General features: G+C 65.1%; 14 protein-coding genes. 13 read left to right on the forward strand and 1 reads right to left on the reverse strand.

Annotation, left to right across the window (positions count from 1 at the left end):
• Window positions 1–8: 8 nt before the first annotated feature.
• Window positions 9–938, forward strand: coding sequence for an amidohydrolase family protein (locus QCE83_RS18720; protein ID WP_309814040.1), 930 nt, complete (start codon window positions 9–11; stop codon window positions 936–938).
• A gap of 38 nt (window positions 939–976) precedes the next feature.
• Window positions 977–2,275, forward strand: coding sequence for an MFS transporter (locus QCE83_RS18725; protein WP_309814042.1), 1,299 nt, complete (start codon window positions 977–979; stop codon window positions 2,273–2,275).
• 39 nt (window positions 2,276–2,314) lie between these two features.
• On the opposite strand, the gene QCE83_RS18730 is transcribed toward QCE83_RS18725, so the two are convergent.
• Window positions 2,315–2,989, reverse strand: coding sequence for a GntR family transcriptional regulator (locus QCE83_RS18730; protein WP_309814045.1), 675 nt, complete (start codon window positions 2,987–2,989; stop codon window positions 2,315–2,317).
• 213 nt (window positions 2,990–3,202) lie between these two features.
• On the opposite strand from QCE83_RS18730, the gene QCE83_RS18735 reads away from it, so the two are divergent.
• From QCE83_RS18735 to QCE83_RS18785, 11 genes are all read left to right on the forward strand, one after another.
• A complete protein-coding gene (locus QCE83_RS18735) occupies window positions 3,203–3,955 on the forward strand; it encodes an ABC transporter substrate-binding protein (RefSeq protein ID WP_309814046.1) in 753 nt (250 codons plus the stop codon).
• A gap of 92 nt (window positions 3,956–4,047) precedes the next feature.
• Window positions 4,048–4,707 carry an amino acid ABC transporter permease gene (locus QCE83_RS18740; RefSeq protein WP_309814048.1) on the forward strand — a complete coding sequence of 220 codons (660 nt, stop codon included), beginning with the start codon at window positions 4,048–4,050 and terminating at the stop codon, window positions 4,705–4,707.
• On the forward strand, window positions 4,704–5,435 hold the full coding sequence (locus QCE83_RS18745; protein ID WP_309814050.1) for an amino acid ABC transporter ATP-binding protein: 732 nt from the start codon (window positions 4,704–4,706) through the stop codon (window positions 5,433–5,435). Before QCE83_RS18740 ends, QCE83_RS18745 begins: the two co-directional genes overlap by 4 nt.
• Complete coding sequence (locus QCE83_RS18750; protein ID WP_309814053.1) at window positions 5,428–6,768, forward strand: FAD-binding oxidoreductase; 1,341 nt, start codon at window positions 5,428–5,430, stop codon at window positions 6,766–6,768. Before QCE83_RS18745 ends, QCE83_RS18750 begins: the two co-directional genes overlap by 8 nt.
• A gap of 58 nt (window positions 6,769–6,826) precedes the next feature.
• Window positions 6,827–7,180: a cupin domain-containing protein gene (locus tag QCE83_RS18755; protein WP_309814059.1), complete on the forward strand. Its 354-nt coding sequence runs from the start codon at window positions 6,827–6,829 to the stop codon at window positions 7,178–7,180.
• A gap of 166 nt (window positions 7,181–7,346) precedes the next feature.
• Complete coding sequence (locus QCE83_RS18760; protein ID WP_309814063.1) at window positions 7,347–8,690, forward strand: LLM class flavin-dependent oxidoreductase; 1,344 nt, start codon at window positions 7,347–7,349, stop codon at window positions 8,688–8,690.
• Entirely contained in the window at window positions 8,690–9,232 is a 543-nt protein-coding gene (locus tag QCE83_RS18765; protein WP_309814066.1) for a flavin reductase family protein, read from the forward strand. Before QCE83_RS18760 ends, QCE83_RS18765 begins: the two co-directional genes overlap by 1 nt.
• Window positions 9,233–9,304: 72 nt before the next feature.
• A complete protein-coding gene (locus QCE83_RS18770; RefSeq protein ID WP_309814068.1) occupies window positions 9,305–10,600 on the forward strand; it encodes an MFS transporter in 1,296 nt (431 codons plus the stop codon).
• A 40-nt stretch (window positions 10,601–10,640) separates the two neighbouring features.
• A complete protein-coding gene (locus QCE83_RS18775; protein ID WP_309814072.1) occupies window positions 10,641–11,906 on the forward strand; it encodes an FAD-binding oxidoreductase in 1,266 nt (421 codons plus the stop codon).
• Between the two features lie 42 nt (window positions 11,907–11,948).
• Window positions 11,949–12,866 (forward strand): LysR substrate-binding domain-containing protein, encoded by a 918-nt coding sequence (locus tag QCE83_RS18780; protein WP_309814076.1) that lies wholly within the window; start codon window positions 11,949–11,951, stop codon window positions 12,864–12,866.
• A 52-nt stretch (window positions 12,867–12,918) separates the two neighbouring features.
• The gene (locus QCE83_RS18785; RefSeq protein ID WP_309814078.1) at window positions 12,919–13,857 is read left to right on the forward strand and encodes a glyoxylate/hydroxypyruvate reductase A; all 939 of its coding nucleotides are present in this window, start codon (window positions 12,919–12,921) and stop codon (window positions 13,855–13,857) included.
• The last annotated feature ends 227 nt before the right edge of the window (window positions 13,858–14,084 follow it).

Below are 14,084 nucleotides of genomic sequence, written 5' to 3' on the forward strand. Positions count from 1 at the left end.
ACTTCCGCATGACCACCCGGACCGACAACGCGCTCGGCTTCACATTGCCGATCTTCGACGCGCATCATCATTTCTGGGATCTGTCGGACGGCACGTTCCCGTGGCTCACCGACGAATACGACGACAGCTTCTTCCTCGGCGATTACCGCCAGATGTGCAGCGACTTCCTGCCCGAGCAATATCGCCGCGCGACGGCGGGCTTCGACGTGATCGGCACCGTGCACGTGGAAGCGGAACGCTCGCGTAAGGAACAGGTGCGCGAAACCGATTGGCTCACGCAACTGAACGTCAAAACGGGGCTGCCGAGTGGGATCGTCGGCCATGTGTTTTTCGTGCAGCCCGATTGCGATGCGATTCTCGCGGGCCACGCAAAAAGCCCGCTGATGCGCGGCGTGCGCTCGAAGCCGGAGATCTCGGCGGGCCCGCGCGATTCGGTGCAAGGCCGCCCCGGCACGATGCAGGACGACGCCTGGCTGCGCGGCCTCGCCCTGCTCGGCAAGTACGGCTTCTCGTGGGATTTGCGCGTGCCGTACTGGCATCTGGAGGAAGCGGCGGCAGTGGCGCGGGCGTTTCCCGACACGCCGATCGTCACGAATCACCTGGGCCTGCCGCTCGACCGTTCGGAGGAAGGCATCGCGATCTGGCGCACGGGGATGGAAGCGCTCGCGGCCTGCCCGAACGTGTTCCTGAAGGTGTCGGAACTCGGCCTGCCGAACGGCACGTGGGACAGCGCGAGCAATCGCCGCGTGATCCGCGAAGCCGTGGAGCTGTTCGGCTATGACCGCTCGATGTTCGCGAGCAACCTGCCGGTGGGCAATCTGTCGGCGACGATGACGGAGATCGTCGCCGATGTGCTCGCCGCCGTGCCGCAAGCCGACGAAACGCAACTGCGCCAGCTGTTCGCCGGCACGGCGAAACGCTTTTACCGCATCGATTGACCTGGGCTCGACCCAATAAAACCATTACGAGACAAGCAATGCAGACCATCGACGAAAACGCGCTGTTCCGGAAAATATCGATACGGATCCTTCCGGTTTTAATGCTCGGGTTTTTCTTTTCTTATCTGAACCGCGTGAACGTGGGCTTCGCCAAGCTGCAAATGGCGAGCGACCTGAGCTTCAGCGACGCCGTCTATGGCTTCGGCGCGGGCATCTTCTTCGTCGGCTATTTCCTGCTTGAAGTGCCGAGCAACGTGATCCTGCACAAGGTGGGCGCGCGGCGCTGGATCTCGCGCATCATGGTGACGTGGGGATTGCTGTCCTGCGCATCGATCTTCGTGCGCACGCCCACGCAGTTCTACATCATGCGTTTCCTGCTCGGGCTCGCCGAAGCGGGCTTCATTCCGGGCGCGATCTACTACATGAGCCAGTGGTATCCGTCCGCGCGACGCGGCCGCGCCTGGGGCGTGTTCTATATCGCGCTGGCTTCGTCGGGGGTGATCGGCGGGCTGGTGTCGGGGTCGATTCTCGGCTTCATGTCGGGACTCGGCGGCCTGCGCGGCTGGCAATGGCTGATCCTCGTCGAAGGCTTGCCCACCGTGCTGCTCGGCATCTATATCTTCTTCCGCATGAGCGAGGACATTGGCCGGGTGAAGTGGCTGTCGGACCCGGAGAAGGCGCACCTGACGAGCCTGCTCGCCGCGGAGAACCGCGACAAGCTCGGCCACGGTTTCGCCGCGCTGCTCGGCAACGGGCGCATCTGGGCGCTGGTCGTCATCTACTTCGTCTACAACATGGGGCTGTATGCCATCAGCTTCTGGATGCCGACGCTGGTGCAGAAGATGGGCGTGAAGGATGCGTTCACGATCGGCGTGATGACGGCGATTCCGGGCGTGTGCGCCATCGTCAGCATGCTGGCCTTCGGCTACAGCGCGGACCGGCACAACGAACGCAAGTGGCATCTGATCGTGGCGTTCGCAATGGCGGCGGTCGGCTTCTCGCTGTGCGTGCTGTGGCAGACGCAGCCGGTCCTGGGCCTCGTTGCACTGTGTATCGCCAACATGGGCGTGCTGTCGATTCCGGCGCTGTTCTGGAGCCTGCCGACCGCGTTCCTGACCGGCGTCACGGCGGCGGCGGGTATCGCAATGATCAACTCGATCGGCAATCTCGCGGGCTTCGTCTCGCCGTACATGATCGGTTATCTGAAGGACCTCACCGGACGCACCGATACCGCGTTGTTCGTCGTGGCGGGCGGACTCGTGCTGGGTGCCCTGCTGGTGGCGGCGATCGTGCGCTCGCGTTCGCATGCGCCGCAGGTGAGCGTGGAAGCGCGTTGAGGCATGGACTCACTGCCGCGCACTGCGCGGCAGTTGCGTTCAATCCTTGCGCCGCCTTGTCCCGAAGTGCAGATCGACCACGCTGCGAATGTGATACGTCATCTCCGCGATGCCGATGGTGGCATCGCGACGTTCCAGCGCGCTCAGCACGCGCGAGTGTTCGTCGATCGAATACTTGAGCCAGTTGGGCACGTCGTATTCGCGGCCGCGCGTCAGGCGGATCTTTTCGTGGATGGCCGTCAACTGCTGCAACAGCAACCCGTTGCCCGCGCCTTCCGCGAGCGTCAGATGGAAGGCCGAGTCGAATACCGAGAAGCGTTGCCGGTCATTTGCCGCCAGCGCCTCCACCTGCCCCGCGATGGTTTCCCGCAGCCGGTCGAGGATGGAATCGTCGGCGCGCTCGACGCATAGCCGCACCGCCGTCGTTTCCAGACTCTCGCGCACCTCGTACAGGTCGCGGACGTCGCTGGGCGTCAGATCCTTCACCTGATAGAAACGCCCCTTGCGCTCGACGAAGCCTTCGTCGAGCAACTGCCGCAAGGCCTCGCGCACCGGCGTGCGGCTCACGCCGTAGTGCGAGGCCAGCTCCACTTCCTGCAGCGGCGCGCCGGCCAGCAGGCGCATCTCCAGGATCCCGGCCTTGATGCTGCCGTACACGCTGCCGCGCAAGGGCCCATTGCCCGCGCCTTCGGCAATCACGTCGTCGTCCGACATCTTCTTCCTCTCTGTCGCTCGGGCCGCCAGTCGGCGTTACCCATCGGTTCAGCATACCGAAAATCTGTCCAAACGGGAAACTACCCACCAAAAACCCGCAATTTAAGCTTGTTATGCTTTTTTGACGTGGTTAATGTATACCGAAAGCCGCATGAAATCTGGATACGGCAAGCGACATCACGGTAACGACGACTTCAAAAGGGGAGCTTCGCAATGAGGAACTGGCTTGGATTTTTCGCGGGTATCGCGATGGTAGCGGGGGTCACGCTGAGCGGCACGGCAGGCGCCGAAACGCTGAAAGTGGGCTCCACTCCCACGGGCGTGCCGTTCACGTTCCTCGACACGAAGACCGACACCATCACCGGCGTCATGGTGGACAACATGAGCCTGGTCGGCAAGGAAGCGGGCGATAACGTCACCACCGTGCCGCTGGCGTGGTCGGCACTGATTCCGTCGCTCACCACCGGCAAGATCGATGCGGTCGCCGCCGCGATGTTCATCACGCCGGACCGCCAGAAAGTGGTCGATTTCACCGACCCCGTCTACCAGTACGGCGAAGGCCTGATCGTGCCGAAGTCCGACACGAAGAACTACGTGAGCTTCGCGGACCTGAAGGGCAAGGTGGTGGGCGCGCAGATCGGCACGCCGTTTTTGAAGGCGATGCAGGACTCCGGCCTGTTCGCCGAAGTGAAGGTCTATGAAACGCTCCAGGATCTGCTGCGCGACACCAACACCGGCCGCGTGGATGCCGCCGTCGCCGACTATCCGATCCTCGCCTACCAGGTCTCGCACGGCGGTTTCAACAACACGCGTCTCGTGACCAGCTACAAGCCCGTGATGCCGGGGCAGATCGGCATTGCGGTGCAGAAGGGTCATCCGGAGCGCATCGCGAAGCTCAACGCCGCCATTGCCAAGGTCAAGGCCGATGGCCGGATCGACGCCGTCGTGAAGAAGTGGGGTCTCTGATCTCCATCTGGCCGGGGCCTGTCCGGCTCCGGCGCGCCGTAGATGTTCGAGCAACCCTGCTCTGGCCGGCAACGGCCAGGAGAAGCTGATTCATGCAAGACTTTTTCCAGCACTCGGCCGAGTATCTGCCGATCCTTCTACGCGGCGTCAAGCTGACGATCGTCGTCACGATCGGCTCGCTGCTGCTCTCGACCGTGCTCGGCATGGTATGGGCGCTGATGCGGGTGTCGGGCGTGCGCTCGCTCGACCTGATTGCGCGCGGCGTCATCAACTTCATTCGCGGCGTGCCGATCATCGTGCAGCTGTTCGTGATCTATTTCGTGCTGCCGGACTTCGGCATCTCGATCACGGCCTTGCAGGCGGCGATCATCGGTCTGGGCGTCGCGTATTCGGCGTATCAGGCGGAGAACTTCCGCGCTGGTATCCAGGCCATCGACAAGGGGCAAATCGAGGCGGCGCATTCCATCGGCATGCGCGGCGCGATGACCATGCGCCGCGTGATCCTGCCGCAGGCCTTCCGGATCGCGCTGCCGCCCTACGGCAACACGATGATCATGATGCTGAAGGACAGCTCACAGGCATCGACCATCACGGTGGCCGAACTCGCGCTGCAAGGCAAGCTGATCGCGTCGTCCACCTTCCAGAACACGACGGTGTTCACGCTGGTCGCCGCGCTCTATCTGGTGATGTGCATTCCGCTGTTCCTGCTCGTGGGCCAGCTTGAAAAGAGACTCGGGAGCGGACGCAAATGATCGAACTGCACGACATTCACAAGAGCTACGGTTCGCTCGAAGTCATCAAGGGCGTGTCGGCCACGGTATCGAAGGGCGAAGTGGTGTGCCTCATCGGTCCTTCGGGGTCGGGCAAGTCCACCATCCTGCGCTGCATCAACGGGCTGGAGAACTATCAGTCGGGCACCATCACCGTCGAGGGGCGCAAGGTGGACGCCGCGCACCGCTCGATCGCCGAGCTGCGCGCGAGCGTGTCGATGGTGTTCCAGCGCTTCAACCTGTTTCCGCACCGGACGGTGCTCGAGAACGTGATCGAAGGGCCGATCTTCGTCAGGCGCGAGCCGCGCAAGGAAGCCATGGAACGCGGCCGCAGCCTGCTGGCGCGCGTCGGCCTGTCGGCCAAGGAGCACGCGTATCCGGCGCAACTGTCGGGCGGCCAGCAGCAGCGCGTGGCAATTGCCCGGGCGCTGGCCATGCAGCCGAAGGCCATTCTCTTCGACGAACCGACCTCCGCGCTCGACCCCGAACTCGTCGGCGAAGTCCTCGCGGTGATGCGCAGCCTCGCCGACGAGCAGATGACGATGATCGTCGTCACGCACGAAATGGGCTTCGCGCGCGATGTCGCGGACCGCGTGCTGTTTCTGGACCGCGGCACGATCGTCGAACAAGGCGCGGCCAAGGAGGTGCTCGGCAACCCGCAGCATCCGCGAACCCAGGACTTTTTGAAGCGAGTCATCGAGCATGTCTGATTCCACGCTGACGCCCGCCGCGCAATTCCGCGCCACCGCGCCCGGCGAACTCTTCCCGCTGGCCCCGTCGCTGTGGGCTCACACGGCTGTTCCCGCCGTCTCCACGCCCGCGCTCGGCGCAAGCTGCACGGCGGATGTCGTGATCGTCGGCGCGGGCTATGCGGGCCTGTCGACGGCTTGCCATCTCGCGAAGAACGGCGTGAATGTCGTCGTGCTGGAAGCGCGCGAACCGGGCTGGGGCGGCTCGGGCCGCAACGGCGGGCAGATCATTCCGGGCCTCAAGTACGACCCGGACGAACTCGAAGCGCGCTTCGGCCCCGACGCGGGCCGCGCGGTGGCGGCCTTCGCCGGCTCCACGACCGAGCACGTCTTCAGGATGATCGACACCGAAAAGCTCGCGGTGCCGCACGTGCGCCACGGCTGGGTGCAGGGCGCGCACAACGACGCCGCGCTGCATACGGTCGAGTCGCGCATGCGTCAATGGGAGCGGCGCGGCCTGAAAGGCGCGCAACTGCTGGACGCCGCGCAGGTGCGCAACCTGCTCGGCACGCAGGCGTACAAGGGCGGCTGGCTCGACCCGCGCGCGGGCGGCCTGCAACCGCTGACGTATGCGCGTGAACTCGCCCGCGTGGCGATGGCCTCGGGCGCGCGCATCTTCGGCCAGACGCCCGTGACGGGCTGGCAGCGGGAAGGCAATGCGTGGAAGGTGAACACGGCATTGGGGCCGCATGTGACGGCCAGGACGGTCATCGTGTGCACCAATGCCTACACGCGCGAACTGTCCTCGAAGCTGTCGAGCACGGTGATCACGCCGAACTCGTATCAACTCTCCACGGCGCCGCTGACCGCGCAACAGGCCGAGAGCGTCATGCCGGGCGGACAGGTGTCGTCGGACACGCGCAACCTGCTGCTGTATTTCCGCAAGGACCACACGGGCCGCCTGCTGATGGGCGGACGCGGGCCGTTCCGCCAGCCTGCATCGAACAACGACTGGGCGCATCTCGAACGCGCCGTCGTGAAGATGTTCCCGCAGCTCGCGGGCATTGCATTCGATCATCGCTGGTGCGGCCATGTTTCGGTCACGCGCGATTTCCTGCCGCATGTGCATGAACCCGAACCCGGCTTGCTCATCAATATCGGCTGCATGGGCCGCGGCGTCGCGCTGGAAACCGCGATGGGCGATGCGCTCGCCCGCTACACCCTGACCCGCGATGCGCGCGCCCTGCCCTTCCCGCTGACCCGCATCTCGCCGATCCCGTTCCACGGCTTGCAGCGGCTCTATCTCGCGGCGGTGGTGAGCTGGTATCGCATGCGCGACGCCGGATTGCTGTGATCGCGGTTATCGCTCCCGGTTATCGCTCTTTCTGACACGACCTTTTAAAACGAAGCCCATGTCCCTGCTCGTCTCCCTCGACACCGCGCCCGATTTCGCCCCGCAACCCGGCGCGCCGCTGCCCGAACGCCTGATCTCGGGCAATCCGCAGAACCAGACCTGGCTGCTCGACGAAGCCTTCGACGGCAAGATCCAGACCGGCATCTGGGAATCGACGCCGGGCGCGAACCGCTCGATCCGCGGCGAGATGTTCGAGTTCTGCCACATCCTGTCGGGTGTCGTGGAAATCACCGAGGATGGCGGCTCGCCCGTCCGCTACGGCCCCGGCGACAGCTTCCTGATCAAGCCCGGTTTCACCGGCGTGTGGCGCAACATCGAGACGGTACGAAAGATTTTCGTCATCTACGAGTAGTCCCGGAGGCCCGCTGCACCGCACTGACGCCGCCCTATTCGCTTTCCGGATAGCCGACCAATTTTGACAGCGTTGAGTCGCCCGATTTCGCGACTCACCATGCTCTACACGACGCCGCTTCACACCGGAGCGGCGAGATGAACGGCAGCACATGGAGGTGTCGGAAATGACGAAGGACGGCAAACTCAGACTCGGTCTCTCGATGCGGTATCTCGGCTATCACGTGGCCGCGTGGCGGCATCCGTCGGTGCCCGCCGATGGCGCGCTCAGCTTCGAGCATTTCCTGAACACGGCGCGCAAGGCGGAAGCCGCGCACTTCGACATGATTTTCTTCGCGGATGGCCTCGGCATCCGCGCCAACGACAATCCCAAGGGCTCGCTCGCCCGCGACATGCGCAACGCGGAACTCGAACCGCTGACGCTGCTGGCGGCGCTCGCGGCCACGACGCGCAACATCGGCCTGGTGGCGACGGCATCGACCACGTATAACGAGCCGTTCCATATCGCGCGCAAGTACGCATCGATCGATCACATCAGCGGCGGGCGCGCGGGCTGGAACGTGGTGACGTCGTGGTCGGACGAAGAGGCGCAGAACTTCAGCCGCACCGAGAACCTCGCCTACGCGGACCGCTACGAACGCGCCGACGAATTCGTCGACGTCGTGCGCTCGCTGTGGAACAGCTGGGAAGACGATGCCTTCGTGCGCGACAAGGACTCCGGCCTGTTCTACGACGAAGCGAAGCTGCACACGCCGAACCACAAGGGCAAGCACTTCCAGGTGCGCGGGCCGTTGAACTCGGCGCGCACGCCGCAGGGACAGCCGGTCATCGTGCAGGCGGGCGCGTCCGAAGCAGGCCGCCGGCTTGCGGCGCGCTGTGCGGAAGTGGTGTACAGCAACTCGCACGATCTCAGCAGCGCGCAAGCCTATTACGCCGACCTCAAAGGCCGGCTCGCCGCTCATGGCCGGCAGCCGGACGACCTGCTCATCATGCCGGGCATCGCGCCCTTCGTCGCGGCGACGCGCGAGGAAGCGCGCGACAAGTACGAGGAACTCCAGGCGCTGATCCATCCGCTGAGCGGACTGGCGGCGCTGTACGGCCAGCTGGGCGACCTGTCGGCCTATCCGCTGGATGGCCCGGTGCCCGATCTGAATACGGCGAACACGAAGAACATCGGCAGCATCGCGCAGAACCTGGTCGAGGTCGCGCATGCCGAGAACCTGTCGATCCGCCAACTCGGTCAGCGCGTGGCGTCGACGTTCGGCGTGCGTTTGCTGATCGGCACGGCGGCGGATATCGCCGACGAAATGGAGCACTGGTTCCGCAACGACGCCGCCGACGGCTTCAATATCTGCCCGCCGATTCTTCCCACCGGCATGGACGACATGAGCGACTTCCTCGTGCCCGAGTTGCGTCGGCGCGGGCTGTTCCGCTCGCGCTACGAGGGCACGACCTTGCGCGCGAATCTCGGCCTTGCGCCGAGCGTCTTCCAGCGCATCGGAGGCGCGTGATGATGCCGACCGCAACCGCAACCGATTCGGAACACAGCTTCCAGGACGCCATGGCGCTGTTCGCGGCGGGCGTGACGGCCGTCACCACCTTGCGCGACGGCAAGCCCGCGGGACTGATCGCGACGTCGGTGTGCAGCCTGTCGTCGGATCCGCCTTCACTCGTCGTGTGCGTGAACAAGAACGCCTCCGCGCACGATGCCATCGTTAAGCACGGCACGTTCGCGGTGAACCTGCTGTCGGTGGAACAGAGCGACATCGTCGACCGCTTTCGCGCGGCGAAGGGCGATGCGCGCTTCGAGCCCGGCCAGTGGACCACGCTCGAAACCGGCGCGCCCGTGCTCGCCGATGCCGCTGTCGTGCTCGATTGCCGGCTCGACAAGTGTCACGACGGCTACACGCATTCGATTTTTGTCGGCGTGATCGAGCGGATTTCGTCACGCCGCGATGTCGATTCCGCTTGTCTGCTCTGGCATGGCCGGAGCTTCGCGCGCAGCACGCCATTGGGTGCGGCGCAACGCGTTTCAAAGGCAGTTGAGGTCTGAACCAGCACTATCGCTATGAACGTTGGCACCACGGCATCCGGCGGCCGCTCCGCCTGCTCAAGACTGCAAAGGATGAATATGTTGAACAAGGCCAGCACCCTCGACGCCCCCGTCGTGGACCAACCCGCTCCAAACCGCGTGCGGGACGTCATCGCCGCGAACTTCGGCACGTTCTTCGAATGGTTCGACCTGCTCGTGTACGCGATGTTCGCGATCACCGTGTCGAAGCTCTTCTTCCCGACCGGCGACGGGCAATCCGCGCTGCTGCTCAGTCTGCTCACCTTCGGCAGTTCCTTCGTCATCCGTCCGGTGGGCGCGATCGTGCTCGGCGTCATCGCGGACCGGCGCGGGCGGCGCTTCGCCCTCAGTCTGGCCGCCTTGCTGATGCTGCTCGGGACGGCGTCGATCGCCGTCGTGCCGACTTATGACAGCATCGGCGTGCTCGCGCCGGTGATTCTCGTTGCCGGACGCCTGCTGCAAGGCTTTTCGGCGGGCGGGGAATTCGGCGCCGCGAACTCGTTCCTGACCGAACAGGACAAGCGCCGCATGGCCTTCTTCGGCAGCCTGCAGTTTTCGGCGTCGGGCCTCGCGGTGCTGACGTCGTCGCTGTTCGCCTACTGCATCAACCACTTCCTGACCGCCGAGCAGGTCAATTCGTGGGGCTGGCGCCTGCCCTTCGTGTTCGGCTGCCTGATCGGGCCGGTCGGGCTGTATATCCGCCGCAAGGTGAGCGAGACCGCCGACTTCGAACAGGTGAAGAAGACCGAGCATTCGCCGCTGCGTGAAACCGCGCGCTCCCACAAGTCGGCCGTGCTGATTGGCGCGATCGTCGCGGGTGCGGGCGGGCTGGCGAGCTTCATCAACATCTACATGCCGACCTTCGCGATCAACAATCTCGGCGTCAGCAAGGATGCGGCGTTTTCGTCGTCGATCGCGAGCGGTCTCGTGTGCGTGCTGCTGCCGCTGGTCGGCGGCATGGCGGCGGACCGCTTCGGCACGGTAAAGGTGATGCGCGCCGCGCTCCTCACCGGCATGGTGCTGATCCTGCCGCTGTTCTATATGCTGACGCGCGCGCCGGGCCCGGTCACGCTCGTCGCGTTCCAGTGCATTCTTTCGCTGGTGTTCTACAGCTTCTATTACTCGCCGGTCGGTTCGCTGCTGTCGCAGCTGTTCCCGGCAAGCTGCCGCACGACGGGCGTGTCGCTGGCCTATGTGATCGCGATGACGCTGTTCGGCGGCCTTACGCCGCTGGTGACGAGCCTGCTGGTCAAGACGACCGGCAGCATCATGTCGCCTGCGTGGTATCTGATCGCCGTCTCGGCGCTCGCGCTCTGCGGCCTGGCCGCGAGCCGGAAGCGCCTGGCCTGACGTCCGGGCCGCATCACTGACTCATTTCGGAGCACGCGAGTTGAAACCGGATCTGCCCAAGCAAGTGTCCGTCGCCATTGTCGGCGGCGGGATCATCGGCGTGAGTTGCGCGCTGGCGCTGGCCCGCAAGGGCATCGACGTCGCGGTGTTCGAAAAGGGCACGGTGGCCGGCGAGCAATCGTCGCGCAACTGGGGCTGGATTCGCAGCGTGGGCCGCGATGTGCGTGAGTTGCCCTTGTCGATGCTCGCGAACGAACTCTGGCAAGAGATCCAGTCGCAGGTCGATGTCGGCTATCGCACCACCGGCCTCGCCTATCTCGCCGCCTCCGATGCCGACATGGCCGCGCACGAGAAGTGGCTCGGCGCCGCGCAGACGAAGGGTGCGCACGCGCGGCTCATGGACCGCGCCGCGCTGGCGAAACTGATCCCGCCTTCGCAGCGGCCGTGGGCAGGCGCGCTGTACAGCGATTCCGACGGCGTCGCCGAGCCGCTCGCGGCCACGCGCGGCATCGCTGATCTGGCGCGAGCGCACGGCGCGCGCATCATCGAACACTGCGCAGTGCGCGGACTCGACGTGGCCGCCGGACGCGTCGCGGGCATCGTGACCGAGCACGGGCGCGTGCAATGCGCGGACGTCGTGCTGGCGGGCGGCGCGTGGTCGCGGCTGTTCTGCGGCAATCACGCCATCGACTTTCCGCAGCTCAAGGTGCATGCCTCGGTGATGCAGACCGCGCCCATCGACGCCGGCCTCGACGTCACCATCAACGGCGGCGACTTCACCTGCCGCAAGCGCAGCGACGGCGGCTATACGGTGTCGAAGCTCGGCGCATCCGTCGCGGACCTCACGCCCGACAGCATCCGTCTCAGCACGAAGTTCATGCGCGCGTGGCTCAGCGAGCGCAAGTACCTGAAGCTGCGCCTGGGCCGGCGCTTCTTCGAGGAGATGATGATTCCGCGCCGCTTCGGCCTCGACCGTCCGTCGCCGTTCGAAGCGTGCAGGACGCTCGACCCGGCCGCCAACCTGCCGATGCTGCACGACGCGCTCGCGCGGCTCAAGGCTGCGTTCCCGAGCTTTGCGGGCGCGACGATCCAGCGCGCGTGGGCCGGCATGATCGACGTGACGCCGGACGCCATCCCGGTCATCTCGAAGGTCAAGGCGCTGCCCGGCTTTCATCTCGGCTCGGGCTTCTCAGGACACGGCTTCGGCATCGGGCCGGCCGCCGGGCAAGTGCTGGCGGATCTGGTGACGGGCGACCGACCGCGCGTCGATCCGCGTGACTTTGCTCTCGAACGGTTTTCCTCCTAGGATGGGGGCTTTCGTTTGCAGGGCGGTTGCGCCGTCGTCATCATGAACATCCGGCAACTCGAAGCATTCCAGGCCACGATGAAAGTCGGCACGATGATCGGCGCTGCCGAACTGCTCGGGCTGTCGCAGCCGTCGGTCAGCAGGCTCATCAGCGACTTCGAACGCGCGCTGGGCGTCACGCTGTTCGACCGCGCCAACGGCAGGCTCGTGCCGACGCCGGAAGCCCGCATGATCCGCGAGCAGGTCGAGGCGACCATCCGCTCGCACGAACGCATTGCCGAGCTCGCCGCCGACGTGCGCAAGCTGCGCGTCGGAAGCATTGCGATTGCCTGCATGCCCGCGCTCGGCATCACCTTCATGCCCACCGTGATCGCGCGCTTTCGCGAGGCGCATCCGGAAGTGGACGTGTCGCTCGACGTGCAGATGTCCTCGAAGATCGAGGACTGGATCGCGGCGCAGCAGATCGATTTCGGGCTCGCCGAACTGCCGGCCGTCGCGGATGACCTGACCGTCGACGAGTTCTGCAACGTGCCCTACTACGCGGTGATGAAGAAGCAGCACGAGCTGTCGGCGAAGGACGTGCTCGCGCCGCAGGACTTCGAAGGACGCACCTTCATCTCGATGACCGGCCATTACCAGCCGCGCGGCCACGTGGACCGTTTCTTCGACAGTCACGACGTGAGCCGGATCACGCGCATCGATACGTCGCTGTCGCATGCCACGTGCGAGATGGCGGCGCTGGACCTGGGCATCGGCTTCGTCGATCCGTTCAGCGTGCATGGCTATCTGGATCGCGTCGATGCCCGGCCGGTCGATCCCTGCATTCGCTTTCGCGTCGGGCTGATGTATCCGACGCACCGTCCGCTGTCGAAGCTCGGGCGCACGTTCGTCGCGTTCATGAAGGAGTTTCGCGACGAATGGCTCGCCGACGTGGCCGCCCGATGCCGTCCGGCCGCCTGACGCGGCTTCTTGTTTTCACGATTGCATCGCACTATCGAGGAGAGGCGTTTTCATGTTGTTACTGGTCAATTCGGGCGGACCCGGCGCGGTCGGCGAGTGGCAGGATCATTTTGCGAAGTGGCTGCCCGAACTCGAGGTGCGCGGCTGGAACGATCCCGAAGTCGACGATGCCCAGGTGGACTTCGTCCTCGTCTGGGAACCGACGCCGGGACGTCTGGCGCGCATGCCGGCGCTGAAGATCGTGTTCAGCGCGGCGGCGGGCGTCGATCACATCATGGCCGACCGTTCCGTGCCCGCGCATCTGCCCATCGTGCGGATGGTCACGCCGGAGACCACCGAACGCATGTCGGACTACGTGATGGCCGCGTGCTTCGGCATCACGCGGGACTTCGCTGCGCTTCATGATGCGCAGCGCCGGCGTAGCTGGAAGGACGAGCTGATCGGCAGGCGCTCGGGCGAGACCAACGTGGCCGTGCTCGGTCTCGGCGAACTCGGCGCGGCCTGCGCGCAACGGCTCGCGCTGAACGGCTTTCAAGTCCGGGGCTGGTCGCGTTCACCGAGGAATCTGCCCGGCGTGACGTGCTTCAGCGGCAATGAAGCCCTCGATGCCCTGCTCGACAACGCGCACATCGTGGTCAATCTGCTGCCCGACACGGCGCAGACGCGCGGCATGATCGACGCGGCCTTGCTCGCGAAACTGCCGGTGGGCGCGTCCATCGTGAACGCGGGCCGCGGTCCGCAAGTCGTGCTCGACGACGTGCTCGCCGCACTCGACGAAGGCCGCCTGCGCAGCGCGTGGCTCGATGTCTTCGAACAGGAGCCGCTCGATCCCGAGAGCCGCCTGTGGTCGCATCCGGGCGTGGTCGTCACGCCGCATGTGGCTTCGCTGCCTTCTCGCGGCGCACGCGCGGAACAAGTCGCGCGAGCGCTGCGCGAGCATCTCGAAGGCAAGCCCTTGCAGCATGTGTATGACCGGGTGCTGGGATATTGAGTCCACCGAAGTCCGGAAGCGGCTGAACCGAACGACTGAACACTTCCTCTGCAGCGCGTTTTCGCCACAAACGCGAACAACGAGCGGAAACGCGCTGCATTTTGACCTTGTTTAGAGACAGGTCATCGCCTAGTTTCATATCTAACCGACGTCCATCCCGATACCGCGCGCATCGTTCTCTTTCCTTCACCTGTGCGTTTCTTGCATGAGCAGTAGAAGCTGAAGTC

The sequence above is a fragment of the Caballeronia sp. LZ034LL genome, from assembly GCF_031451215.1.
GTDB lineage: Bacteria > Pseudomonadota > Gammaproteobacteria > Burkholderiales > Burkholderiaceae > Caballeronia.